The sequence below is a fragment of the Thalassococcus halodurans genome, from assembly GCF_900108225.1.
GTDB classification, from domain to species: Bacteria; Pseudomonadota; Alphaproteobacteria; order Rhodobacterales; family Rhodobacteraceae; genus Thalassococcus; species Thalassococcus halodurans.
Map to the genome: position 1 here is coordinate 572,527 of NZ_FNUZ01000002.1, position 23,355 is coordinate 595,881.

The 23,355-nt window shown below is 56.6% G+C and carries 24 protein-coding genes and 2 tRNA genes; 15 read left to right on the plus strand and 11 right to left on the minus strand.

From position 1 onward, the window contains the following. Window position 1 precedes the first annotated feature (1 nt). The 3 genes from C4S59_RS07760 to C4S59_RS07770 form a co-directional block, all read right to left on the minus strand. A complete protein-coding gene (locus C4S59_RS07760; protein ID WP_103909895.1) occupies window positions 2-1,258 on the minus strand; it encodes a carbohydrate ABC transporter permease in 1,257 nt (418 codons plus the stop codon). Between the two features lie 12 nt (window positions 1,259-1,270). After that, window positions 1,271-2,248: a carbohydrate ABC transporter permease gene (locus tag C4S59_RS07765; RefSeq protein ID WP_103909896.1), complete on the minus strand. Its 978-nt coding sequence runs from the start codon at window positions 2,246-2,248 to the stop codon at window positions 1,271-1,273. Between the two features lie 105 nt (window positions 2,249-2,353). Next, on the minus strand, window positions 2,354-3,709 hold the full coding sequence (locus C4S59_RS07770) for an ABC transporter substrate-binding protein (protein WP_103909897.1): 1,356 nt from the start codon (window positions 3,707-3,709) through the stop codon (window positions 2,354-2,356). A 232-nt stretch (window positions 3,710-3,941) separates the two neighbouring features. Here C4S59_RS07770 and C4S59_RS07775 point away from each other — a divergent pair, with 232 nt between their 5' ends. From C4S59_RS07775 to C4S59_RS07790, 4 genes are all read left to right on the plus strand, one after another. Next, a complete protein-coding gene (locus C4S59_RS07775) occupies window positions 3,942-4,967 on the plus strand; it encodes a LacI family DNA-binding transcriptional regulator (RefSeq protein WP_103909898.1) in 1,026 nt (341 codons plus the stop codon). A gap of 11 nt (window positions 4,968-4,978) precedes the next feature. Beyond that, entirely contained in the window at window positions 4,979-6,301 is a 1,323-nt protein-coding gene (locus C4S59_RS07780) for a GH1 family beta-glucosidase (RefSeq protein WP_103909899.1), read from the plus strand. Window positions 6,302-6,304: 3 nt separating this feature from the next. Beyond that, on the plus strand, window positions 6,305-7,264 hold the full coding sequence (locus tag C4S59_RS07785; RefSeq protein WP_103909900.1) for a glucokinase: 960 nt from the start codon (window positions 6,305-6,307) through the stop codon (window positions 7,262-7,264). Window positions 7,265-7,398: 134 nt separating this feature from the next. Further along, window positions 7,399-9,030 (plus strand): alpha-D-glucose phosphate-specific phosphoglucomutase, encoded by a 1,632-nt coding sequence (locus C4S59_RS07790; protein ID WP_103909901.1) that lies wholly within the window; start codon window positions 7,399-7,401, stop codon window positions 9,028-9,030. A 13-nt stretch (window positions 9,031-9,043) separates the two neighbouring features. Here C4S59_RS07790 and C4S59_RS07795 read toward each other — a convergent pair whose 3' ends face one another. Next, entirely contained in the window at window positions 9,044-9,895 is an 852-nt protein-coding gene (locus C4S59_RS07795; protein ID WP_103909902.1) for an SMP-30/gluconolactonase/LRE family protein, read from the minus strand. A gap of 112 nt (window positions 9,896-10,007) precedes the next feature. Here C4S59_RS07795 and C4S59_RS07800 point away from each other — a divergent pair, with 112 nt between their 5' ends. Together C4S59_RS07800 and C4S59_RS07805 are read left to right on the plus strand one after the other, a co-directional pair. After that, entirely contained in the window at window positions 10,008-11,402 is a 1,395-nt protein-coding gene (locus C4S59_RS07800) for a cache domain-containing protein (RefSeq protein WP_103909903.1), read from the plus strand. Between the two features lie 18 nt (window positions 11,403-11,420). Further along, window positions 11,421-12,065: a response regulator transcription factor gene (locus C4S59_RS07805; protein ID WP_103909904.1), complete on the plus strand. Its 645-nt coding sequence runs from the start codon at window positions 11,421-11,423 to the stop codon at window positions 12,063-12,065. Window positions 12,066-12,068: 3 nt separating this feature from the next. On the opposite strand, the gene C4S59_RS19585 is transcribed toward C4S59_RS07805, so the two are convergent. Then, window positions 12,069-12,215, minus strand: coding sequence for a hypothetical protein (locus tag C4S59_RS19585; protein ID WP_160006802.1), 147 nt, complete (start codon window positions 12,213-12,215; stop codon window positions 12,069-12,071). Between the two features lie 146 nt (window positions 12,216-12,361). On the opposite strand from C4S59_RS19585, the gene C4S59_RS07810 reads away from it, so the two are divergent. Next, window positions 12,362-12,435: transfer RNA gene (locus tag C4S59_RS07810), tRNA-Gly, on the plus strand. Here the strand turns inward: C4S59_RS07810 and C4S59_RS07815 are convergent. The 4 genes from C4S59_RS07815 to C4S59_RS07830 all read right to left on the minus strand — a co-directional run bounded on the left by C4S59_RS07815 (window position 12,424) and on the right by C4S59_RS07830 (window position 16,680). Next, window positions 12,424-13,536: an acetoin utilization protein AcuC gene (locus C4S59_RS07815; RefSeq protein WP_103909905.1), complete on the minus strand. Its 1,113-nt coding sequence runs from the start codon at window positions 13,534-13,536 to the stop codon at window positions 12,424-12,426. The genes C4S59_RS07810 and C4S59_RS07815 overlap by 12 nt on opposite strands. A gap of 37 nt (window positions 13,537-13,573) precedes the next feature. Beyond that, on the minus strand, window positions 13,574-15,400 hold the full coding sequence (locus C4S59_RS07820; RefSeq protein ID WP_103909906.1) for an ABC-F family ATP-binding cassette domain-containing protein: 1,827 nt from the start codon (window positions 15,398-15,400) through the stop codon (window positions 13,574-13,576). Between the two features lie 47 nt (window positions 15,401-15,447). Further along, a complete protein-coding gene (locus C4S59_RS07825; protein WP_103909907.1) occupies window positions 15,448-16,179 on the minus strand; it encodes a GNAT family N-acetyltransferase in 732 nt (243 codons plus the stop codon). Window positions 16,180-16,251: 72 nt separating this feature from the next. Next, window positions 16,252-16,680: an outer membrane protein assembly factor BamE gene (locus C4S59_RS07830; protein ID WP_234994709.1), complete on the minus strand. Its 429-nt coding sequence runs from the start codon at window positions 16,678-16,680 to the stop codon at window positions 16,252-16,254. A 126-nt stretch (window positions 16,681-16,806) separates the two neighbouring features. Between C4S59_RS07830 and C4S59_RS07835 the strand changes: the two genes are divergently transcribed. The 8 genes from C4S59_RS07835 to C4S59_RS07870 all read left to right on the plus strand — a co-directional run bounded on the left by C4S59_RS07835 (window position 16,807) and on the right by C4S59_RS07870 (window position 22,336). Continuing rightward, entirely contained in the window at window positions 16,807-17,376 is a 570-nt protein-coding gene (locus C4S59_RS07835) for a YceD family protein (protein WP_103909909.1), read from the plus strand. A gap of 166 nt (window positions 17,377-17,542) precedes the next feature. Next, window positions 17,543-17,749 (plus strand): 50S ribosomal protein L32, encoded by a 207-nt coding sequence (gene rpmF, locus C4S59_RS07840; RefSeq protein WP_103909910.1) that lies wholly within the window; start codon window positions 17,543-17,545, stop codon window positions 17,747-17,749. 22 nt (window positions 17,750-17,771) lie between these two features. Then, a complete protein-coding gene (gene plsX / locus C4S59_RS07845) occupies window positions 17,772-18,875 on the plus strand; it encodes a phosphate acyltransferase PlsX (protein WP_103909911.1) in 1,104 nt (367 codons plus the stop codon). Beyond that, window positions 18,872-19,843: a beta-ketoacyl-ACP synthase III gene (locus tag C4S59_RS07850; RefSeq protein ID WP_103909912.1), complete on the plus strand. Its 972-nt coding sequence runs from the start codon at window positions 18,872-18,874 to the stop codon at window positions 19,841-19,843. Before plsX ends, C4S59_RS07850 begins: the two co-directional genes overlap by 4 nt. Before the next feature lie 96 nt (window positions 19,844-19,939). Then, window positions 19,940-20,242: an integration host factor subunit alpha gene (gene ihfA / locus C4S59_RS07855; protein WP_103909913.1), complete on the plus strand. Its 303-nt coding sequence runs from the start codon at window positions 19,940-19,942 to the stop codon at window positions 20,240-20,242. Window positions 20,243-20,252: 10 nt separating this feature from the next. Next, window positions 20,253-20,999, plus strand: coding sequence for a MerR family transcriptional regulator (locus C4S59_RS07860; RefSeq protein ID WP_103909914.1), 747 nt, complete (start codon window positions 20,253-20,255; stop codon window positions 20,997-20,999). Window positions 21,000-21,058: 59 nt separating this feature from the next. After that, window positions 21,059-21,135 (plus strand) — tRNA-Pro (locus tag C4S59_RS07865). 124 nt (window positions 21,136-21,259) lie between these two features. Continuing rightward, window positions 21,260-22,336: a 2'-deoxycytidine 5'-triphosphate deaminase gene (locus C4S59_RS07870; RefSeq protein ID WP_103909915.1), complete on the plus strand. Its 1,077-nt coding sequence runs from the start codon at window positions 21,260-21,262 to the stop codon at window positions 22,334-22,336. A 14-nt stretch (window positions 22,337-22,350) separates the two neighbouring features. Here the strand turns inward: C4S59_RS07870 and C4S59_RS07875 are convergent, their stop codons facing one another. Further along, window positions 22,351-22,578 carry a hypothetical protein gene (locus C4S59_RS07875; RefSeq protein ID WP_103909916.1) on the minus strand — a complete coding sequence of 76 codons (228 nt, stop codon included), beginning with the start codon at window positions 22,576-22,578 and terminating at the stop codon, window positions 22,351-22,353. Window positions 22,579-22,662: 84 nt separating this feature from the next. Continuing rightward, window positions 22,663-23,355, minus strand: a complete 693-nt coding sequence (gene scpB / locus C4S59_RS07880; RefSeq protein ID WP_103909917.1) for an SMC-Scp complex subunit ScpB — start codon at window positions 23,353-23,355, stop codon at window positions 22,663-22,665.

Below are 23,355 nucleotides of genomic sequence, written 5' to 3' on the forward strand. Positions count from 1 at the left end.
TTTACTTCACCGAACCGGCCAGCAGGCCGCGCACGAGGTATTTCTGCATTGCGAAGAAAACGAACAGCGGCACGGCGATTGATACAAAGGCCGCCGCCGCGAGAATGCCCCAGTCACCGCCCCGCGAGCCCAGCAGGTCATCGGCAATCTTGACGGTCATCACCCAGCTTTCGGAATTGGAGGGCAGGAATACTTTGGCCACCAGCAGGTCATTCCATGTCCAAAGGAACTGGAAGATCGCGAAGGATGCCAATGCCGGAAAGGACAGCGGCAGAACGATCTTGGTAAAGACCTGAAAGTCTGTAGCACCGTCCACCTTGGCGCTTTCGATGATGTCACGCGGCAGACCAACCATGTAGTTCCGCAGCAGGTAAATCGCGAGCGGCAAGCCGAACCCGGTATGCGCCAGCCAGATCCCGAGAAAGCTTTGGCCGATCCCCACTTTGTTGTGGAACGTCAGCATAGGAACCAGTGCCAACTGCAGCGGCACAACCAATAGCCCCACGACCACAGCCACCAGAAAGCCGCGACCGGCAAAATCCATCCACGCCAAAGCGTAGGCCGCAAAGGCCGCGATCAGGATCGGGATGATCGTGGCCGGAATGGTCACCGTAAGCGTGTTGATAAACGCGCGGTCCATACCCGCCGATCCAAGGATCGTTTCATAGTTGATCAGCGTAAACTCAGGCGGCGTTTCCGCCATGATATAAACGGATGGCGCGCGCTTGATATCTTTGGCCGATGCGTAAGAGAAGTCACCGTTGCCCATCACGGTAAGCGAGCGGTCGATCTGGGCCGTTTCAGCCATGATCTTATTGCCGTCTTCGTCCACGTCCGGAAATACAGGCGCGTCCCCAGCCGGATAGGCCAGTTCAAGCTTGATATCGTCAACCTTGCCGTCAGGCTCGGTCACATCCACAACGAAGCGTGTGTACGTCTGCCCGACGTCTGCCGCACTGGGCTCACGGGCTTGGATACCAAAGGCGGCGACACTACCGCTTCCCTCGCCAAACACGTTGCCTTCCAGCACATAAAGCCCGTCAACCTGCTGCACGCCTTCGGGTTCAGGGTTAATGCGATAGGCTTGTTCCACCGGGAACATCGACGCCCACCAACCAGACTGACCAATCTGGTCTCGGTCACGGAACGAAGACACCAACAGACCCACGGTGGGAACCAGCCATAGGATGACCAACAAAAGCACCGACAGGTTGCTAACAATGGAAAGAGACGATTTTTGTCCTGCGATATTGTCCATGTCCCTGCCCCCTCAGCGCATTTCCGACCGCGCTTGGCGGATATTCCAGATCATGACCGGCAGCACGATCAGCATGATGACAAAGGCCACAGCAGTCGCGCGACCGTCGTCGCGGAACATGAAATCCATCATGTAGCTGGGCAGAATTTCGGTGGCAAAGTTGCCGCCCGTCATCGCATAGACGATGTCGAAAACCTTCAGCACGAGGATGGTGATCGTCGTCCAGACAACCACAATGGTGCCCTTGATCTGCGGAACTTTGATTTTGAAGAAAATCTGGAACGGGTTCGCGCCATCAATGATCGCCGCCTCAACCGTTTCCTCTGGAATTCCCCGCAACGCCGCGGACAGGATCACCATGGCAAAGCCGGTTTGAATCCAAACAAGAATGACCATCAGGAAAAAGTTGTTCCAGAACGGGATTTGCAACACATCAATCGGGGCCATCCCGAAATAGTCGCGCACAGCATTGATGATCCCGATATCCGGATCATTGGCATAGACGAATTTCCAGATCAGCGATGCGCCGACAAACGAAATCGCCATCGGCATAAAGATCAGTGATTTCGCAATATTGCCCCAGCGAAGCCGGTCCGTCAGTTGCGCCACCAGCAGGCCAAAGAACGTAGCCGCGGCGGGCACGACCAAGGCCCAAAGTACGTTGTTCAGAAAGGCCGTTCGAAAGCCGTCCTCCGAAAACATCTGAACGTAGTTCCCAAGGCCGATGAATGTGTCGCCGGATCGGTTGTAGAGCGAGCGGATAAAGCTGCCGATCACGGGGTAAATCAGATAAAGGCTTAGCGCGAAAAGAGCCGGAAACAGGAACAGCCACGGGCGCACCATCGTGGCGCGGTTGATGTTTCTTCCGTGATCGTCATTCCGCGCAGGAAAGATCAGCTTATCAAGGATCAGGTTCGATCCGTAAAAGTAAGCGATACATCCGCCCACCCCGATCAGGATCGTCAGAATTCCCTGCAATACCGGTGACATAACGCGCGTCCTTCCCCTGAACCTTCAGCGCCTTTCATCAGGTAAACACCCGATGACAATGTTGGCCCCACCAAATGGCAGGGCCAACAGTTTCAAGCAGTTCGCTTACTGGATCGAGTCCCAACGTTCCTGAATGGCAGTCGCCACATCACCCGCGCTTGCGCCGGTGACGTAGTCAACCATACCGGTCCAGAAAGCACCCGCGCCGATTTCAGACGGCATCAGGTCGGACGCGTCAAACCGGAAGGTCGATGCATTCTGCAGGATTTCGCCCTGCGCCTTCGAAGACTCATCGGCATAATTATCAAGGTTCACACCCGCATGCGCGGTCAGGAAGCCACCCTGCGCCATCCAAAGTTCATGCGCGATCGGTGTTTTGAAGTACTCGATCAGGGCATTGGTTGCATCGGACGGATTTGTGATGCCGAACAATGTGCCCGCACCCAGAACCGGCTTGCCCAGATCTTTGCCCTCATATGCAGGGAAGTAGAAGAAATCGGCATCATCGCCCATTGCTGTGCCTTCCGGGAAGAACGCAGGAATGAACGACGCCTGACGGTGCATGTAGCATTCGGGCGGAATTGCGAACAGGCCGTTCGGGCTGTCACGGAAGTCTGTTGTGGCAACCGCCTGCGCGCCGCCCTGAACATAGGCGTCGTTCTTGGCGAAATAGCCAAACTCTTCGATGGCTTCGACGACTTTCGGATCGTCAAACTTCATCTCGTTCGACACCCACTGGTCATAAACCGCAGGCTCTTGTGTGCGCAGCATCAGGTCTTCAACCCAGTCCGTCGCCGGCCAACCTGTTGCGGCACCAGACCCCAGACCAATGCACCAAGGTGTGCCGCCATCTTCGACGATCTGATCAGTCAGCTCTTTCAGCTCTTCCATGGTTTCGGGGATGTCATAGCCCGCTTCATCAAACGCGGTCGGCGAATACCAAACCAGCGATTTCAGGTCGACGCGGTAGAACATACCGTACAGCTGATCGTTTCCATCGGGGTCGGCATATGTGCCCAAATCCACCCACGAGCTACCAGCAGCGAAGTTGTCTTTGACCCAATCAGCTGTGCCTTCAGGCATCGGCGTCAGGAAGCCTTGCTTGGCCAGATCAGCCGCCAGACCAGGCTGCGGGAAAACAGCGATGTTCGGTGCCGAACCGGAACGCGCCGAGATTACGATGTCCTGCTCGAAGCTGTCGGAACCGGAATAGTTCACGGTCGCGCCGGTGGCTTCTTCGAAATAGTTCAGGACGATATCGACCTTTTCCTTTTCGACGCCGGTCCACGGACCCGTCATGGTGATCGTTTCACCTTCAAGGTTGTACGCATCAGCGATAGCCGCAAGGCTATCCCAGTTAAAGGCACCTTCGCCTTCGTTAAACGGCAAATGGCCAGCGGCATGTGCGCCACCAGCGACCAGAGCAGCGACAGCTGCTGTCCCCAACAAAGGTTTCATCATTCCAGTTATCCTCCCAAAAACCATCGCTTTGAAGAATCGCTTCAAAGTTTTTCAAAGCGCTTTGATAAATCTGAAACTGTCGCACAGCGGATCAACTGTCAATGGCCGAAATATTCTTTTAAACAGACTTTAATGCTGCATTGCAGCTAGGGTTGCGCGAAAAATGGGCTTCCAACACCTTGGCAACTGTGCCAAATGTTAATGAGTTTTTGAAAGCGCTTTGAAAGCCAGTATGAACCTGAAAGAACTCGCAGAGCACCTGAATCTGTCACAAACCACGGTTAGTCGTGCCCTAAACGGCTACCCGGAGGTCAAGGAAGCAACGCGCCTGCGTGTCGAGGCCGCCGCGAGGGCGAATAATTACACCCCGAACGGTCGCGCCAAAAGCCTTGCTACCGGGCGCACCATGACGGTCGGCCATGTGATTCCGCTTTCGAAAAAACATGAAATGGTGAACCCCGTTTTCGGCGATTTCGTAACCGGCGCTGCCGAAAGCTTTCTGGCCTCTGGATACGATCTGATGCTCTCCTTGGTCGAAGACGGCAAGGAAGAAGAGCATTACCGCACTATCAAAGCGCGCGGGAATGTAGACGGCATCATCGTACACGGCCCCAGGATGCACGACAGCCGTATCGAGCTTCTGAACGAACTGGAATTGCCCTTTGTGGTCCACGGTCGGGCCACAGATGTCACGACCCCCTATTCGTGGATCGACATGAACAACTTCCGTGCGTTTTGCCGCGCGACAGAATTCCTGATTACGCTCGGCCACAAACGCATCGCCCTGATCAACGGTCTTGAGTTTATGGACTTCGCTCATCGCCGGAAGCTCGGATATCTGACCGCGCTGGAATCCGCGGGCATCAAGCCGAACCACGATTATATCGCTGGGGGCGAAATGACGGAAGAACATGGGTATTCCAACGCGATGAAGATGCTGGATCTGCCAGAGCCGCCGACCGCGTTTCTGACGTCCTCACTTGTCGTTGCTTTGGGTGTCAGGCGTGCGCTTCAGGACCGGAACCTTGTGATGGGGCGCGACGTATCGATCATCACCCATGACGATGACCTTGGCTACCTGCGCAATGGCGGCGACGTGCCGATCTTTACCGCAACACGGTCGTCCGTGCGCGAAGCTGGCAGACTAGGTGCGGACATGTTGCTGGATATGATCGCGAATCCCAGTGACACGCCGAAACAGCACTTGCTTGAGGCTGACATGATTCTTGGCGGGTCCACCGGCCCTGCCCCAATCTGACGGACATAAAGATGCGCAATAAACGCACTGATTTTGATGACGATTTCCTGTTTGGCGTCGCAACGTCCAGCTATCAGATCGAAGGCCACGGGTTCGGCGGTGCCGGACCGACCCATTGGGACACATTCGCCGCCACGCCGGGCAATGTGGTGCGTGGCGAAAACGGGGCCCGTGCCTGCGACCATTACCACCGCTTTGAAGAAGATTTCGATCTTGTTCGAAATGCAGGCTTTGACGCATACCGCTTTTCCACCAGCTGGGCGCGCGTTCTGCCCGAGGGGCGCGGGACGATCAATCAGGAAGGTCTGGACTATTACGACCGCTTGACAGACGCGATGCTGGAACGCGGCATCAAACCCTGTGTCACGCTGTACCACTGGGAAATGCCATCCGCCCTATCCGATCTTGGCGGCTGGACCCATCCCGATGTCGCAAACTGGTTTGCCGACTTTGCCACCATCATCATGGATCGTATTGGCGACCGGATGCATTCTATCGCGACGATCAACGAATTCTGGTGTGTCACGTGGCTAAGCCATTTTCTGGGCCATCACGCCCCCGGTCATCGCGACATCCGCGCCACCGCTCGTGCGATGCACCACGCATTAAAGGCGCATGGCACCGCTATTCAGGCACTTCGCGCACAAGGTCATGAAAATCTTGGGGCCGTGTTCAATCTGGAATGGGCAACGCCGGCAGATGACAGCAGTGCCGCAAAACGCGCGGCGGAGCTTCATGACGGTTACTACAACCGGTTCTTTCTGGATGCTGTCTTTAACGGTTCCTACCCCAAGATCATCCTAGATGGGATTGAAGAACACCTTCCCAAGAACTGGCAGGATGATTTTCCGATCATTCAAAGCCCTGTTGATTGGTGTGGTATCAATTATTACACCCGCAGCGTCATGGCGCCCGATAGTGGCCCTTGGCCCGGCGTGAAAACCGTTGAAGGCCCGCTTCCAAAAACCTTCATGAACTGGGAAATCTATCCGCAAGGCCTCTATGATTTCCTGAAACGCACCGCTGATGAATACACCGGCGACCTGCCGCTGTTCGTGACTGAAAACGGCATGGCGGCATCCGACGATCTGATCGGCGATACGGTAGACGACACACATCGCATGGAATTCATTGATCTCCATCTTGATGCGGTGCGTCAGGCAAAAGCAGACGGTGTTCCGGTTCAAGGCTACTTTGTCTGGTCGCTTTTGGACAATTATGAATGGGCATTAGGCTACGAAAAACGCTTTGGATTGGTCCACGTCGACTTTGAAAGCCTTGAACGCACGCCCAAAGCCTCTTACCACGCGCTTTCAAAGGCATTGAGGACCTAGACCATGTCGCACACGCCCCAAACAGCAGTTGTCGCCGATATTGGCGGGACCAACACGCGCGTTGCCATCGCCAAGGGGCATGACATCGTCGAGACCTCGATCAAGCGCTACAAAAACGCCAGCCAGACCGGACTGACGCAAATCCTGACGGACTATCTGGGCCAGAACGCCGTCAATCCTGATGCGGCTTGCGTTGCTATGGCTGGTCCGGTTCGTGACGGCGTTGGCCGTTTGACCAACCTCGACTGGGCGATCGACCGCGACGTGATCGCACGCGCGACAGGCGCGAGCCGCGTGGCAGTTCTGAATGACCTGCAGGCACAAGGCCACGCGCTTGCGTCGCTTAGCGGTAATGATCTGGTGCCGATCCTGCCACGCGAAAGCATCCAGACAGACGCGCCCAAACTGGTAGTCGGTGTGGGAACGGGCCTGAACGCCGCGCCGATCTACAGCGTCGGCAATAGCACCGTCATTCCCGCATCTGAATCCGGCCACGTTTCGCTGCCAGTGCGTAGCGAAGAAGAGCTGCGCTTGCGCGATTTCATTGCCCGCAAGCATCCCGAACCTGGCATCGAAGATGTCCTGTCCGGTCGTGGTTTTGAACGTATCTACGCATGGATCAGCCACGAGGCTGGCCAGAATGAAGAACGCCCTGCTGCTGACATCATGGCATCTGTTCACACCGATCCTCTTGCAATGCGAACTGTTCAGACATTCTCGCGCATATTGGGTGGGTATGTGGGAGATCTGGCGCTGATCACCCTGCCCCTTGGCGGGATTTACCTGTGTGGCGGTGTGGCCCAGCATTTTGCACCCCATCTGACCATGGACACCTTTGGCAAGGCCTTTGCCGCCAAGGGCCGCTTCACCGATTTCATGGCGCAATTCCCTGTGCATCTGGTCGCCAACGACTATGCCGCACTCACCGGCTGCGCCTGCCATCTGGAAGAACTCCGCCACTAAGAGCGCCCATCAATCCGGCACTTTTTCGCAATAGTTCCTGACTATGGCGCGGTTCCGCGTGCTTGACCCTTTGATTTCGCGACATTTCACGGCACACAGAAGCAAAGCAGAAATAACAGCTTGCAGGAGCCGCCATGACGATCACCCGTATCCAGACCCAGCCCATCGACGGTCAGAAACCTGGGACGTCCGGCCTTCGCAAGAAGACCACCGTTTTCATGCAGCCGCATTATCTGGAAAATTTCGTGCAGGCGATCTGGACGGGTATCGGCGGCGTGAAGGGCAAAACGCTGGTTCTGGGTGGCGACGGGCGGTACTTCAACGACCGTGCTGCACAGGTTGTTCTGCGCATGGCCGCAGCCTCTGGGGCGACCAAAGTGATCGTCGGCCAGAACGCCCTGCTTTCCACGCCTGCGGCCTCAAACCTGATCCGGAAACGCAAGGCAGATGGCGGCATCATCCTGTCTGCCAGCCACAATCCTGGCGGCCCGAACGGTGATTTCGGCATCAAATACAACGCCGCGAACGGCGGACCTGCCAATGAACAAACGACCGACCGCATCTTTGCCGCGACCAAAGAAATCACGGGCTACGATATCGTCGAAGCACAGGATGTGGACCTAAGCCAGATCGGCACGACCAAACTGGCCGATATGGAGATTGAGGTCGTTGATCCGGTCGCGGACTACGCCGAGATGATGGAAGACATTTTTAATTTCGATGCTCTGTCTGCGCTCTTCAAATCCGGCTTCCGCATGCGGTTTGACGCGATGCACGCGGTGACAGGCCCCTATGCAAAAGCCATTCTGGAAGACCGCCTTGGCGCGGCAGAGGGTACCGTGGTCAATGGAACGCCCTCACCCGATTTCGGCAATGGTCACCCTGATCCCAACCCGATCTGGGCCAAGACACTGATGGACGAAATGATGGGCCCCGATGCGCCGGACTTTGGCGCGGCCTCGGACGGCGACGGCGACCGCAACATGATCGTGGGTCGCCACTGCTATGTCACCCCGTCTGACAGCCTTGCTGTGCTCGCTGCCAACGCCACATGGGTTCCGGCATACGCCGACGGTTTGGCCGGTGTGGCGCGCTCGATGCCCACCTCCCGCGCTGTGGACCGTGTGGCCGAAGCCTTGAACATCCGCTGCCACGAAACACCTACGGGTTGGAAATTCTTCGGCAACCTTCTGGACGATGGCCGCGTGACGCTTTGCGGTGAAGAAAGCGCAGGTACGGGCTCAGACCACGTGCGTGAAAAAGACGGGCTTTGGGCGGTGCTGTTCTGGCTGAACATCCTTGCCAAACGCGAAACTTCCGTTGCTGATCTGATGAAGGATCACTGGGCCACCTATGGCCGCAACTATTATTCCCGCCATGATTACGAAGCCGTCGATAGCAGTGCAGCCAACGACCTTGTTGCGTCGATCCGCGAGCAGTTGGAAACGCTGCCCGGTACAACAATCGCCGGTGAAACCATCGAAACGGCAGATGAATTTGCCTATGATGATCCGGTCGATGGGTCGCGCAGCGAAGGCCAAGGACTTCGTCTAACCACCGCATCGGGTGGACGCATCGTAATGCGTCTGTCCGGTACAGGCACCGAAGGCGCGACATTGCGCGTTTATCTGGAACAGGTTGAAACCGATCCTGCCAAAATGGGCCAAGACCCGCAAAAGGCCTTGGCGTCTATCATTGATGTGGCACAGTCCGTGGGCGAAATCGCAAAACGCACGGGGCGCGAAAAGCCCGACGTCATAACCTGATTATACCTAAATATCAGTCGATTAAGACACGATATTCAGGCATGCCACGAAAGCTGGCTTCGATCGCAAAGGTCGATCCTGCCATGGGATCGTCATCGCCCGTATCAACACCTGCGGACGTCACGAAAAGCGTCGAATAATCAGGTCCGCCGAACGCCGGACAACTGGTTTGTGCCGCGGGCAAACCGAAGGCTGTCACAAACTGCCCCTCGGGCGAATAGCACGCGACGCGGCTTGATCCCCACTGGGCGCTCCACAACTGCCCATCGGCATCAATGACCGCACCATCGGGTTTTGTCCCCGCCTCGTTCAGGTCAAGGAATGGTTCGGGTTCACCCACAGGCCAGCCGTTTTCATCCAACGCCACCTTCATAACCACATAGGTCGGGCTGTCTGTGAAATAGGCACAGGATTTGTCGTGGGCAAAACAGATGGCGTTCGAGATCGTGATGTTATCGAAAAGCAAAGTCAGCTTGCCCTCGAAAAACCTATAGATCGCACCCGCACCTTCCTCGGCGTTGAAGCCCATGGTCCCGATCCAGAACCCGCCCCACGGATCGGCTCGCCCGTCATTCGAACGCGTCACAGAATTATCTGCCTCAAGCGGAAGAACATGGGTTTCGTCGCCGTTGGCTGTGTCAAAGATGAACAGGTCACGTGAGCTGGCCACCAGCAGGCGGTCCTTGTCGATAATCCCTGCGGCGGACACCGGGCGATCAAACGTCCACACCGCTTCACCGTGATCGCCACGGCGATACAGTTTGTGGGACAGGATATCGAACCAGAACAGCGCCTGTTGATCGGGATGCCACAAAGGCCCCTCGCCCAAGGTGCAGTATGTGTCGCTGAATACGGTGTGTGACATGGCCCCTCCTGTTTTGCGGCAGACTGACGCAGGCGGCACGGGAAGACCAGTGCAAATCCATCCGTATTTCTGGGTGCTTCCGGATTTGTTTTTTATCGGTTAGTCCAAAGACATGAGGAGGATCATCGAAGGCATCCAGATACGCTATAGCCAGAAGCTTTTCCTTCTGGCAGCGGTCCCTTTGATCCTAGCGGCAGCCGCCATCGCATTGGTCGTTGCCAACCAATCCCGATCCCTCGCAGAACGCGAAATCCGAAGCCTTGAGACACAGTTGCTGGAAGCCAAAAAGGCTGAGCTGCGCAACTACGTCACGCAGGCACGAAACGGATTCTATTTCATCTACGGCAACGCAGCGCCGGATGATGAGGCCGCCAAAGAACAGGTCAAGCAGATCCTGGCCGCGATGATCTATGGCGATGAAGGCTTTTTCTTTGTCTACGACTATGACGGCACCAACATCGTCAGCCCGCGCCAGACCAATCTGATCAACAAAGATTGGACCGGCATGACTGACAGCGAAGGCACACCAATCGTTGACGAACTGATCCGTATCGCACGACAGGGTGCCGGCTATCACGAATACCTCTGGCCCAAACCATCAACCGGCAAAGAAGCACGGATGATCACCTATGTGACGTCCTTCCCGTCTTGGCAGTGGGCTGTGGGCACCGGAGTATTCATCGATGATGTTGTGTCATCGGTCGCAGCCGCCCGTGCCGATATGGAGGCGCGTATCCGGCGCACATTTATCTATATCGGTGCCATCACGGCCTTTTCGCTGTTGCTGGTATTTATGTCCGGCCTTTTGCTGAACATTCACGAAAAGAAACTGGCGGACGCCAAGCTTCGTGAACTGACACAGCGGGTATTTGATGCGCAGGAAGAAGAGCGCGGCCGCGTTGCGCGCGAATTGCATGACAGTATCAGCCAGATTCTTGTCGGCGTGAAATATTCGCTCGATATCGCCAAACGCCGCGTGACCAACGAAGACAAACGCGCGGCCGAGACGCTGGATAAAGGCATCGACAACCTGTCAGGCGCCATCCAGGAAGTCCGCCGCATTTCGCGCGACTTGCGTCCGGGCGTGCTGGATGATCTGGGCCTTGGTCCGGCGATCAAGGCATTGGCCGATGATTTTCGCGCCCGCACCAACATTGAAACGAAGTTCGAAACCGTGGTCTTCCGCAACCGTCTGGACCAAGAGGCCCGGATCGCCCTGTACCGCATCGCACAAGAGGCGCTGACCAACGTTGAACGTCATTCACAAGCGACCATGGTCAATATCGATCTGCGCGGCCATACACGCGGTGCAACCTTACGGATTTCCGACAATGGCCAAGGCATGCCCAAGGCCGAGAACCGCAAAGCCCGCTCTGGGATTGGTCTGCGCAATATGCAAGAACGCGTTGATCAATTGGGCGGGACACTGACCGTGAAATCCAGTGCCAATGGCACTACTATTGAAGCGCGGGTGCCATTGACGCACTTGCTGCCCCCTGAACCATAAAGCTTGAAGGAACGGCACATGACCACTCCGATCCGCGTTGCCATCGTTGACGACCATCCCATGGTCGCCGAAGGGATCGAAGCCATTCTGGAATGTTACGACGACATCTCGGTCGTAGCCACGCTGTCTGACGGCAAGGAAATCATCGACCGCATCGATGATCTGTCGCCGGATGTGATCCTGATGGATTTGAACATGCCCGGCCTCTCGGGCCTGTCAGCGACAGAAATGCTGCTCGAGCGCCGCCCAGAAACGCGCATTCTGATCCTGTCCATGCACGACAGCCCCGAATACATCTCGACAGCTCTCAGCCATGGGGCCAAAGGATACGTTCTGAAAGACGTCCCCACCGAAGAAATCAAGCATGCCATCGATGCTGTGATGTCCGGTCAGCGGTATCTGTGTACGGGCGCGCAAGGGTCACTTGAACCTCCTGCCAGCGACACACGCGAACAACTGACCAACCGGGAACAGACGATCCTGCTTCAACTTGCCCAAGGCATGTCGAACAAAGACGTCGCGAACGCATTGGACATTTCCGTGCGTACCGTCGAAACGCACCGCAAGAACATCAAACGCAAGCTTGGGATCAGTTCGACCGCAGGCCTGACCCGATATGCGCTGGAACACGGTGTGCTTCAGGGGACCGGCGTCAACAGCTAGGTCTTAGCAGAGTTTGAAGGCATCCAAGAATGCAACGCTGGCGTTATCAGCGCCTGCGATGCTGCCGCTCAGCATCTGCCCAACGACCATCAACGCGACCAGAATGGCGGCTTTGATCAGGCCAAAATCTCGGCGTCTGGAAATATGCATTTGGCCCTCCTGTCATATTGAACCAATGCGTTCAGTTTGCCCCGAGTTGGTCGTTCAGGCAATTCACATGTATGCGCGCAAATGAAACACAAGCTGTGCGATCCTGCTTGTGAACCGCGCGCGTTCGCTGCTATGGATTGGCCTGCGCGGGTATGGTGAAAAGGTATCACACGAGCTTCCCAAGCTCTTGTTACGGGTTCGATTCCCGTTACCCGCTCCAACCTTTCAATCTTTCCGAAAGCACGGCAACATCACGCCTTAGATCGTCGCGGATCGGCCCATTGCGCGGCTTATCCAAAATCGTTGCCAGCAGCGTGTGATCCGGTTTGGCTTTCCGCGGCCATGATAGCGCACGAAGGATGTCTGACGCCTCTGACGGCAAAACATCCGGCACCTCGAACCCAGCGATCTCGGCCCAGACAGCTGTCCAAGCGCGCCCAACCGTCCAAGGGTTATAGCCACCGCCACCGGATACGATCAAACGCGGGGCCAGTGGCCGTAGGGCGCGCACGGTTTTGACGTGACATCGGTTTGACAGAGACAGGCGCGCCAAAGGGTCTTCGCTTACTGCATCTGCCCCACATTGCAGGAAAACCGCGTCGGCTTTGAACGACTGGACGGCTGGAAGGATGATCTGGTCCAGAACCAGGTCAAACTCTGTATCGTTGAAGCAGCGTGCTACCGGAAGATTGAGCGCTGCCCCGCCTGCATCATCATCGATGTCGCCAGTGAACGGCCAACGGTTGGCTTCGTGGACAGACACCATCCGCACATTGTCCGCGCCGTGAAAAGCCTCGGCCACGCCATCGCAATGGTGCGCGTCGATATCGACGTATGCGACACGCTGACAGCCAAGCTCTAGCAACCGTTGGATTGTGAGGACGGGTTCATTCAGATAACAGAACCCCCCTGCCCGATCCGCCATCCCGTGATGCGTTCCTCCCCCGGGATTGAAAACGACACCGCCGTCAGCAACCAGTTCTGCCGCCAGCAGGCCACCACCCACAGCCGTCGCGGGCCTCCGGTACATTTCGGTGAAAACCGGATTGGACAGAGTGCCCAAGTGGTGGCGCGTCCGTGTCGCCTCGGAAACGGATTGCTCTTTCTCCGCAGACAGCAAGGCAGACACGTATTCGGGCGTGTGAAATCGTTCCAGCGCCACAGGCTTGGCCAAGGGCGATGTCCGATAACGCTCGGACGGCAGCCAACCCAATGCGCGTGACAGATCAATCACCGCTGGCACGCGCGGAATGGACAACGGATGTAGCGGCCCATAGCTGGAACCGCGATAGATGTTTGATCCGATGAACAATTCCGTCATGGCACCGTCCGCCTATCCCCAGACCGCGCCTATTGGATCAAGACGCTTCTGCCGCCTTTTCCTCAAGCTCGAGCCATTCCATTTCAGCGGCATCTAGCTTGGTCTGCCGTTCGGCCAAGGCTTCGGTCGCTTTGCGGAACTTGACCGGTTCGCGCGTGAACAGATCGGGATCACCAAGAAGTTCATTCAGTTTGCCAATCTCGGCTTCAAGACGTTCGATTTCTGCCGGAAGGGCTTCAAGCCGGTGTTTTTCAGTGAAACTGAGGCCCTTGGGCTTGGCCGGTTTGGCTTTCGGCTTTTCTTCGACCGGATCTTTGGACTTGGCGGATTTATCCTGCGTTTCGGCCTTCTTCGTCTCGGCGCGCTGGGCCTGATAATCGCTCCAGCCACCGGCATAAACCGTTGCTTTGCCATCGCCTTCCATCGCGATGGTCGTGCTGACTGTGCGGTCCAGAAAATCACGGTCGTGGCTGACCAGAACAACTGTCCCGTCATATTCCCCGATCAGATCCTGCAGCAGGTCCAGCGTTTCGACGTCCAGATCGTTGGTCGGTTCGTCAAGGATCAGCAGGTTCGATTCCTTGGCCATGATCTTGGCCAACAGCAATCGTGCCTTTTCACCGCCCGACAAAGACCGGACTGGCGCACGGGCCTGACGTTCATCGAACAGGAATTCTTTCAGGTAGCCGACCACGTGCTTGGGTTGCCCACGCACCAGAACCTGATCCGCTTTCCCAGAGACCCGCATTTCAGGGTCACCGGTCAGCGATTCCCAAAGGGTCATGTCCGGATCAAGTTGTGCACGGGACTGGTCGAAAATCGCGGGCATCAGGTTGGTGCCCAATGAGACTTCACCACTGTCAGGCGCTTCCTGACCCATCAACATACGCAAAAGCGTTGTCTTACCCACACCGTTCGGGCCCACAAAGCCCACACGATCCCCACGCTGAACGCGCAGCGAGAAATCCTTGACGATGACCTTATCGCCGTAGGCTTTGGACAGACCCACAGCCTCGATCACCTTTTTGCCCGAGGTCGGACCGGCGGACAGTTCCATTGCGGCCGTGCCCTGACGGCGGATCATCGAGGACCGTTCCTTGCGCAAATCCTGTAGGGCACGGACGCGGCCTTGATTCCGTTTGCGGCGTGCGCTGATGCCTTCGACGGCCCAACGCGCCTCGGACTTGATTTTGCGATCAAGCTTGTGGCGCTGCATGTCTTCGTCCGCCCAAACCTTGTCACGCCATGCCTCGAATCCGCTGAAACCCTGTTCCTGACGGCGGACTTCGCCACGATCCACCCAGAGCGTGGCACGCGTCAGTTCGGTCAGAAAACGCCTGTCGTGCGAGATGAGAACAAAGGCCTTGCGCGTTGATTTCAATTCACTTTCCAGCCAATTGATCGCCTCAATGTCCAGATGGTTGGTCGGTTCGTCCAACAGCATCAAATCCGGATCACGCGCCAGCATACGCGCCAAAGCTGCCCGACGACGTTCCCCACCGGATGCCGTGGACACAGGACGCGCTGGATCAAACTTCAGGCCTTCACCTGCGCGTTCAACGCGGTACATCTCGCCTGGATCAAGACCTTCGGCGGCATAGTCGCCCAGCGTTTCAAAGCCTGTCAGATCAGGGTCCTGCTCCATATACCCGACGGTAATCCCCGGCGGCACGACCCGTTCGCCGCGATCAGGTTCAACAATACCCGCCATAACTTTCAAAAGCGTCGATTTGCCGGAACCGTTCCGCCCGACCAACGCGACACGGTCGCCTTGGTGCACAATCAACGACAGTCCATCGAAAACGGGATTTCCGCCGAAGGTCAGAGAGATATCAGAAAGCTGAAGAAGAGGTATCTGTGCCATGCCCGCGATATGGCAGGAGCGCGTGACAACAGCAAGAGGTGCTGTGATCAGGCCAGAACCGAGCGTAGCAGCCGTTTGCGTTCCGGCGGAATGCGCCCGATTTCGACGCCTGTAAAGACATGGAGCGTATTCATATCAGTGTCGATCACCGCATGATCACTGACCCACCCCCCCATCAACAGATAGGTCCGTAGCAGCGGCGGCATCCGCAACATGGCCTTTTTGGCATCCGGCCTGCGTCGCAAACGCGAGGCATAGCGAAACACATTCGGTGCCTTGATCTGGGGAATCCAACGTTTCGGCCCAATGTGTTTTGCTTTCAACATCGCAAAGGCATCCGCATAGCTGGCCGCGTCCGTCCCAGCAAAGGACGCACAGCCAAACAAAAGCTCGACCCCGTTGTCATCTACATAAGAGGTCATAGCCCCCCATGCGACGCGCAGGATATCAGGATCGCGGTAATCCGGATGGATGCAAAACCGGCCCATTTCGACCATCGGGCTTTTAAATCGTTCCAAGGCCGACAATTCATAAAATTGCGCGGAATAGGAAGACTGGATCGAGGCACCGTCTTTGAAGGGCATCATGCGGAAGCAACAGACAATCGTACCGTTCGAGACATCCTCGACAATCACATGATCACTGACCGCATCAAAAACATCACTGTCGATGCCCTCACTTCCCCGAAACGCCAGATGCCTTAGTCGCTGGGCGGCCTCAAGGTCGCGATCTTCACGGGCAAGTCTGGCGCTGTAACGCCCTTTCGCCAAACCTAGCATGGCCGTACTCCTGCCCTGTATCGTCAGCATCGCTACATCACGATGCTATCAGAAACATGACAATATCACGGATTAGCCGCCGCCAAGAAGCGTATCCGCGCTCAGCTGTCCGATGTTACCGAACAGTTTGCGGATCAGGCCGATGTTGCTGCCGGATGTCGTGACACGGCTGGAGATCGGAACAACCATCCCGTCGGCAAGCCCGAATTCTTCGATGTTGGTCACAACGCCCGCCTCATCGAACGAAATGACCAGAACCGTTCGGTCGACGACCTCGGGCTTTTTGGGGCCGAAATGTTTGACGGTCGAACCGACGTAGTAATAGGCGCTCTCGCTTAGGATGCCGGATGTGGTCGGCACACCGATCAGTTCTTCGACAGTGGCGCGTGTATCCACCCCCGGAACGATTTGCTGAAGATCTTCTTCGGGCGGAACATATCCGTGATTGCGATATTGTGCTGTGCACCCGGCCAGAATGGCCGTCGATACTGCCAACGCCATCAAAACACTGCTTTTGCGCATTGTTGCCTTGCCCAAGTTCCCGCCCCTCTTGTTTCGGCTTCTATTGCCTTCTATCCCGCTTACAGAAGGACAGACATTCGATCAAGTAAAGGAACGCTCTGGAAAATGACTGAACGTGCCCATTCGCCCAAGGTTTTCAGGGTCGCCGACCTTTCACAAGCCCATGCGACCAAATTTGATCTGCCGTTGTCCGCAGAAGACAGGGCCACGGTCGCCACAGAACTGGATGCAACATCCATTAAAAAGCTGACCTTCTCGGGCCAGATCGCCCCCTTGGGCAAACGCGGATGGCGGTTGAACGGGAAACTGGGGGCGACTGTCGTCCAGCCCTGCGTCGTCACACTTACACCGGTCACGACGCGTATTGATTCTGATGTCGTGCGCACATTTGTGCCGCCGGCCCAGCTGCATACCCCGACAGAAGGCAGCGAGACCGAGATTCCCGAAGACGACAGTATCGAGGAACTAGGGACCGAAATCGACGTCTACGACGTCATGATCGAAGCTTTGGCGATCGCGATCCCTGATTATCCACGCGCAGCAGATGCCGAACTGGACAACATCAGCGCGATCCCTGAGGGTGCAGAACCGATAAAAGAGGAAGAAACCAAGCCTTTTGCCGGTTTGGCAGCGCTTCGGGACAAACTTTCCGACCCGGACGGGCAAAAAGATTAAGGCGAAACGCGAATTACCCCCTTGCGTTCAAGAAAACGATACGTATTTTCGCGCCTTCACGAGATTCAGGGTTGCCAGAGCCACGCCTACCAGCGTATGTGCCCGAACAATCCAAGACATAGGGCATGTGTGCCATGCCCCGACACGCTTAAATTGAGGTTGAGACATGGCCGTCCAACAGAACAAAGTATCCAAATCGCGTCGCAACAACCGTCGTGCGCATGATGCGCTCGTCGCAGCGAACCCGAATGAATGTGACAACTGTGGCGAACTGAAGCGCCCGCACCACGTATGCCCGTCCTGCGGACACTACGCGGAACGCGAAGTCGTTGCACAGAACGACGAAATCGATCTGGACGAAGACGCAGCATAAACAACCGTCAAGGCCCACTTCCATGACCTCTGAACGGGATCACATGAAGGCGGGCGAAAACCCGGTTGTACTTTCGATCGACGCCATGGGCGGCGATCAAGGACCGGCGGCTGTTGTCGCCGGTATTGCTTTGTCCGCAGAAAAGAACCCGGAAATCCGGTTCATTCTGCATGGTCCCAAAGATCAGCTTGAACCGCTTGTCGCCAAGAAAAGCGATCTGACCGGCCGTTGCGAGATTCGCGACGCCTCTGGCGTTGTCAGCATGGATGACAAACCCAGTCAGGTCATGCGCAGCGGCAAGGACACCTCGATGTGGTCCACGCTGGAAGCGGTCCGCCAGGGCGAAGCGACAGTTGCGGTCAGTTGTGGCAACACCGGCGCGCTTATGGCGCTGTCGATGATCCGTCTGCGCAAACTGCCAGGCGTGAACCGCCCTGCTATTGCGATTCTCTGGCCCTCGCGGAACCCGCAAGGGTTCAACGTGATGCTGGATGTGGGCGCTGACATCCGCGCGGATGCAGAAGACCTGCTGCAGTACGCGCTGATGGGCGTGTCCTATGCCCGGAACGGTCTGAATCTGAAAAACCCGCGTGTGGGTCTTTTGAACGTCGGCACGGAAGAACACAAAGGCCGTGCTGAACTGAAAGAAGCCCACGAGTTGATCGGCGACATTGCCGAGGATGGGCATTTCGAATTTGTCGGTTTCGTCGAGGGTGGCGATATTCCCGGCAATAAATGCGACGTCATTGTCACAGACGGCTTTACAGGCAACATCGCCCTGAAGACCGGTGAAGGCACCGCAAGCCTGATCAGTGATTTCCTGAAGCAGGCTTTTGCCTATTCCTTCTTGTCCCGCGTCGCATCTCTTCTGGCCCTGACATCGTTGAAGCGTCTGAAAAAACGCATCGACCCGCGCCGTGTAAATGGCGGTGTTTTTCTGGGCCTTAACGGAACTGTGGTGAAATCCCACGGAGCAGCGGATGCCACTGGCGTTTCGGCTGCGGTTAAACTGGCATTCCAGCTCGCACAGACCGGATTCACCGATCGGATTGCAGCACGGGTTGCATCCGCCGCCGAGCGGGCACAGGATGTCAGTGAAAATGAAACGAACGGACCTGCAATATGACACTCCGAGCTGTGGTTACGGGCTGTGGCCACTATCTTCCTGAACGGGTCGTCCCGAACTCGGAATTCGAACAAAGCCTTGAGACCAGCGATGAATGGATTCGCGCGCGGTCTGGAATTGAACGCAGACATTTTGCAGCGGACGGTGAAACCACATCGGATCTTGCATCGAAAGCGGCGCAGAACGCACTGGATGATGCTGGTCTGAATGCGGACGACATCGACGCAATTATCGTTGCAACGTCGACACCCGACCTGACCTTCCCTTCTGCCGCAACCATGGTGCAGGCCAAGCTTGGCATGACCCGCGGCTTTGCATTTGACGTCCAAGCGGTATGTGCAGGCTTTGTTTTTGCGCTCACAAACGCAAACGCGCTGATTCTGTCCGGTCAGGCAAAACGCGTACTTGTGATCGGTGCCGAAACGTTCAGCCGCATTCTGGACTACACCGACAGATCCACATGCGTTTTGTTCGGCGACGGCGCTGGAGCGCTGATCCTTGAGGGTCAGACAGGAGAAGGGTCCAACGAAGATCGCGGCGTTCTGTCGACCGATCTGAACTCGGACGGTCGCCATCGCGATATCCTGTACGTCGACGGTGGCGTGTCTACCCAGACGACTGGACATCTTAAGATGGAAGGCCGCGAAGTGTTCCGCCACGCGGTTGAAAAACTGGCCCAGACCGCATCGCAAGCACTTGAAAACGCTGGACTTACCAGTGATGACGTCGATTGGGTTGTCCCGCATCAGGCCAACATCCGCATCATTCAGGGCACTGCCAAAAAACTTGGTTTGCCGATGGAACAGGTGGTCGTCACGGTTCAAGACCACGGCAATACATCTGCCGCATCCATTCCTCTGGCCCTATCGGTCGGCAAGGAGCGCGGTCAGATCAAAACCGGCGATCTGGTGGTAACAGAAGCCATCGGTGGCGGGCTTGCCTGGGGTGCTGTGGTCATTCGCTGGTAAGCAAAAGACCACGGAAAATGCGGTCGCCAACCCATTGATATTGACTCGGAAAATTCGCTCGGCCTATGCTTCCCAAAAGCATGGGGATTTGGAGACATGGGTGAGAAAACCCTGACGCGGATGGACCTTAGCGAAGCTGTGTTTCGTGAAGTGGGCCTGTCCAGAAATGAAAGCGCAGATCTGGTAGAATCCGTTCTGCAACATATGTCCGACGCACTCGTGCGTGGCGAACAGGTCAAGATTTCTTCGTTTGGAACATTTTCGGTACGATCCAAAGCTGCCCGCGTGGGTCGCAATCCGAAGACCGGCGAAGAAGTACCTATTCAGCCCCGCCGCGTCCTGACATTCCGGCCGTCTCATTTGATGAAAGATCGCGTTGCGGACGGCAACAAAAGCTGAGGCTAACTGAATGAGCAAATCGCCCGACGCCTTCCGAACAATCAGTGAGGTGGCGGAATGGCTTGATACGCCAGCGCATGTTTTGCGGTTCTGGGAAAGCAAGTTTTCCCAAGTGAAACCGGTAAAGCGCGCTGGAGGCCGTCGTTATTATCGTCCTTCCGACATGCTGCTTTTGGGCGGCATTAAACAGCTGTTGCACAACGATGGCCTGACCATCAAGGGCGCGCAAAAGGTGCTTTCGGACAAAGGTATCAAAGCGGTTTCGGCGTTGTCCCAGCCTTTGGAAACGGATGAAAAAGCGACACCGCTGAATGACGCAGGCGACACGCCCGCCCGACTGGATGGTGCCGCCGATCAGCCCGAAGTGGAAGAAGCCCCCTTCGAGGAAATGAGTCAGCCGGAACCCAACGTTGTTCCCTTCCAGCGCACCGAAGTCGCCGCTGAAAAGGTTGTCACATCTTCCGAAGATACAGCAACGCCCTCAGGCGAGGACAGCCTGCAACCCGATTTGTTCGGCGATATGTTTGCAGATACGAAAGCAGACGACGATGTTCAGGTGGTCGAGGATGACACACCAGAAGAGGCGCCCGCAGCCCTTCCTGATTCGACATCCGTGTCCGAAGCCCCCACATCGGGCATTCTGAGCCTTGCTGCACGCATCACTAAGCTGAGCCCGGATAAGGCAAGCCAGATCGCGCCCTTTGTTCAGGAACTGCAATCAAAGCTGCAACACGATAATTCGTCAGCGAGTGTCTAAATTCTAGCAACCAAGGGGTTGCGACCGCTGGCAAAACCGCTATGACACACAGCACAAGTCGGGCTATAGCGCAGCCTGGTAGCGCGTCCGTCTGGGGGACGGAAGGTCGCAGGTTCGAGTCCTGCTAGCCCGACCATTTTCACCGACTTGCTGGAAAAACGTCATAAGCGCAGGCTTTTCTGCGCGGATGTGGTGTTTGTTATTCCACTTGCCCCCAAACCCTTGCTAGTTAGACAAAACCAAACGTCACGGGGGTTGATATGGCCGGAGTACTTGCGAGCCAGCAAATCGAAGACATGATCGCCAAGGGGGCCATCACGGTCGCGCAGCCTTTGGTAGACGGTCAGATCCAACCGGCCAGCCTTGATCTGCGTTTGGGCAATGTCGCCTATCGTGTCCGCGCGTCGTTTCTTGCGCCCGAAGGCCAGACAGTGGCCGAGCGTATCGAAGAATTCGAAATGCACCGGATCGACCTGACCAATGGTGCCGTTCTGGAAAAGGGCTGTGTTTACGTCGTGCCCCTGATGGAAAGCCTCGCCCTGCCCGACGGTATTCAGGCCATCGCCAACGCCAAAAGCTCGACCGGTCGCCTGGACCTGCTGACACGCACCATCACCGATGGTGGTGCTGAATTTGACCGCATTGCCCAAGGCTACACAGGCCCGCTGTATGCCGAGATTTGCCCGCGTTCATTCTCGGTGCTCGTGCGCCCCGGCATGCGCTTGAACCAGATCCGGTTCCGCAACGGTCAGTCTGTTTTGACCGATCAGGAACTGACCGCGCTGCATGAAAGCGATACGCTCGTGTCCGGCGGGCCTGCTGTTATCGGCGACGGTCTGGGCTTCTCGGTTGATCTGGAACCCGAAGGAACCGATCTGGTGGGCTACCGCGCCAAGCCGCACACGGGTGTCATCGATCTGGACCGGATCGGCGAATACGATCCCGCCGATTTCTGGGAAGAGCTGCGCACAACGAACGGACAGATCATCCTTGATCCTGATGCCTTCTACATCCTTGTCAGCCGTGAAGCCGTTCACATCCCGCCGCAATACGCCGCCGAAATGGCGCCCTATTTGGCCATGGTCGGTGAATTCCGCGTGCACTATGCGGGTTTTTTTGATCCGGGCTTTGGCCATGCCGCAGCAGGCGGTCACGGATCACGTGGTGTTCTAGAGGTTCGCTGCCACGAAGCGCCGTTTGTTCTGGAACACGGTCAGGTCGTTGGGCGTCTGGTTTACGAACGTATGGATGAGATGCCCGCGCAGCTATACGGCGCTGGCATTGCATCCAACTATCAGGGCCAAGGCCTAAAACTGTCCAAGCACTTTAAAAGCTAATAATATCCAGACAGTTAGCCGGAGTTTCGACGCGACGCCAATGCACGTTGTGCTTGGGCAATACCGCTTTGCGCGCGGCGTTCGTGGTGTGGCGAAATCGCCGCCTGCTGTGGGGTCTGGGGCACGGATTGGTTTCCCTCAGGCTTACGCGTGAACCGATTAAAGCCTGCATCAATTCCGCGACGGATGACACGCCCCAACACCATACGAACAACCATATTGATCAAGCCATTTGCGTTCATGATCTGCCTCTTGGAGTTTTCTTTCCGCTCTGTCTGACAGACAATTGCGCCGAAAACTGGCAAAAACGCCGGAATTTTCTGGCCTTAGTCCTCGAACATCTCGGACTGGCCCTCTGACGTTTCTTCCGCGGAATCCACATCCCCTTCGCCCGGCGTCGGGATCGCGCCCGGTGGCGGGCGGTTGTCCAACAGACCCGCAGCGCGCAATTCTTGCAAGCCCGGCAGATCCCGCGCGCTTTCAAGACCAAAATGATCAAGGAATTCTTCGGTCACAACGAAGGTCACAGGTCGGCCTGGCGTCATCCTGCGGCGGCCAAAGCGGATCCACTCCATCTCAAGAAGCTGGTCCACTGTTCCGCGGCTGACAGACACACCACGGATTTCTTCGATCTCGGCCCGTGTGACGGGCTGGTGATAGGCAATGATCGCCAGCGTTTCGATGGCCGCGCGGCTCAGCTTGCGGACCTCGACCGTTTCCTTTTGCATCAGAAAACCCAAATCAGGCGCGGTGCGAATGGCCCAAGCATCACCCACCTTCACCACGTTCACGCCCCTGCCCTCATACCGCTTGCGCAGATGTACCAACGCCTCGGCCGCGTCGCAGCCGTGGGGCATCCGGTCATTCAGGTCTTTGACCGTTTGGGGTTCGGCAGAGGCAAAGAGAATTGCTTCGACCATACGTTCCTGTTCGCCCATGGGCGGTGCGTCGAACAGGCTGTCGTTTTCGATCGGCTGACGTTCTTCGCTTTCTGTGGTGGACAAATCGTCGTCGTTCAT

Bases quoted from the DNA above. Each gene is read 5' to 3' on its own strand.
- C4S59_RS07860 (WP_103909914.1), top strand. From the start codon at position 20,253: ATGAGCAAATCGCCCGACGCCTTCCGAACAATCAGTGAGGTGGCGGAA.
- C4S59_RS07820 (WP_103909906.1), bottom strand. From the start codon at position 15,400: ATGGCACAGATACCTCTTCTTCAGCTTTCTGATATCTCTCTGACCTTC.
- C4S59_RS07870 (WP_103909915.1), top strand. From the start codon at position 21,260: ATGGCCGGAGTACTTGCGAGCCAGCAAATCGAAGACATGATCGCCAAG.
- C4S59_RS07775 (WP_103909898.1), top strand. From the start codon at position 3,942: ATGAACCTGAAAGAACTCGCAGAGCACCTGAATCTGTCACAAACCACG.
- C4S59_RS07785 (WP_103909900.1), top strand. From the start codon at position 6,305: ATGTCGCACACGCCCCAAACAGCAGTTGTCGCCGATATTGGCGGGACC.
- C4S59_RS07835 (WP_103909909.1), top strand. From the start codon at position 16,807: ATGACTGAACGTGCCCATTCGCCCAAGGTTTTCAGGGTCGCCGACCTT.
- C4S59_RS07765 (WP_103909896.1), bottom strand. From the start codon at position 2,248: ATGTCACCGGTATTGCAGGGAATTCTGACGATCCTGATCGGGGTGGGC.
- C4S59_RS07795 (WP_103909902.1), bottom strand. From the start codon at position 9,895: ATGTCACACACCGTATTCAGCGACACATACTGCACCTTGGGCGAGGGG.
- plsX (WP_103909911.1), top strand. From the start codon at position 17,772: ATGACCTCTGAACGGGATCACATGAAGGCGGGCGAAAACCCGGTTGTA.
- C4S59_RS07760 (WP_103909895.1), bottom strand. From the start codon at position 1,258: ATGGACAATATCGCAGGACAAAAATCGTCTCTTTCCATTGTTAGCAAC.
- C4S59_RS07850 (WP_103909912.1), top strand. From the start codon at position 18,872: ATGACACTCCGAGCTGTGGTTACGGGCTGTGGCCACTATCTTCCTGAA.
- C4S59_RS19585 (WP_160006802.1), bottom strand. From the start codon at position 12,215: ATGCATATTTCCAGACGCCGAGATTTTGGCCTGATCAAAGCCGCCATT.
- C4S59_RS07780 (WP_103909899.1), top strand. From the start codon at position 4,979: ATGCGCAATAAACGCACTGATTTTGATGACGATTTCCTGTTTGGCGTC.
- C4S59_RS07875 (WP_103909916.1), bottom strand. From the start codon at position 22,578: ATGAACGCAAATGGCTTGATCAATATGGTTGTTCGTATGGTGTTGGGG.
- C4S59_RS07770 (WP_103909897.1), bottom strand. From the start codon at position 3,709: ATGATGAAACCTTTGTTGGGGACAGCAGCTGTCGCTGCTCTGGTCGCT.
- C4S59_RS07825 (WP_103909907.1), bottom strand. From the start codon at position 16,179: ATGCTAGGTTTGGCGAAAGGGCGTTACAGCGCCAGACTTGCCCGTGAA.
- C4S59_RS07805 (WP_103909904.1), top strand. From the start codon at position 11,421: ATGACCACTCCGATCCGCGTTGCCATCGTTGACGACCATCCCATGGTC.
- ihfA (WP_103909913.1), top strand. From the start codon at position 19,940: ATGGGTGAGAAAACCCTGACGCGGATGGACCTTAGCGAAGCTGTGTTT.
- C4S59_RS07830 (WP_234994709.1), bottom strand. From the start codon at position 16,680: ATGGCGTTGGCAGTATCGACGGCCATTCTGGCCGGGTGCACAGCACAA.
- C4S59_RS07800 (WP_103909903.1), top strand. From the start codon at position 10,008: ATGAGGAGGATCATCGAAGGCATCCAGATACGCTATAGCCAGAAGCTT.
- scpB (WP_103909917.1), bottom strand. From the start codon at position 23,355: ATGAACGACGACGATTTGTCCACCACAGAAAGCGAAGAACGTCAGCCG.
- rpmF (WP_103909910.1), top strand. From the start codon at position 17,543: ATGGCCGTCCAACAGAACAAAGTATCCAAATCGCGTCGCAACAACCGT.
- C4S59_RS07790 (WP_103909901.1), top strand. From the start codon at position 7,399: ATGACGATCACCCGTATCCAGACCCAGCCCATCGACGGTCAGAAACCT.
- C4S59_RS07815 (WP_103909905.1), bottom strand. From the start codon at position 13,536: ATGACGGAATTGTTCATCGGATCAAACATCTATCGCGGTTCCAGCTAT.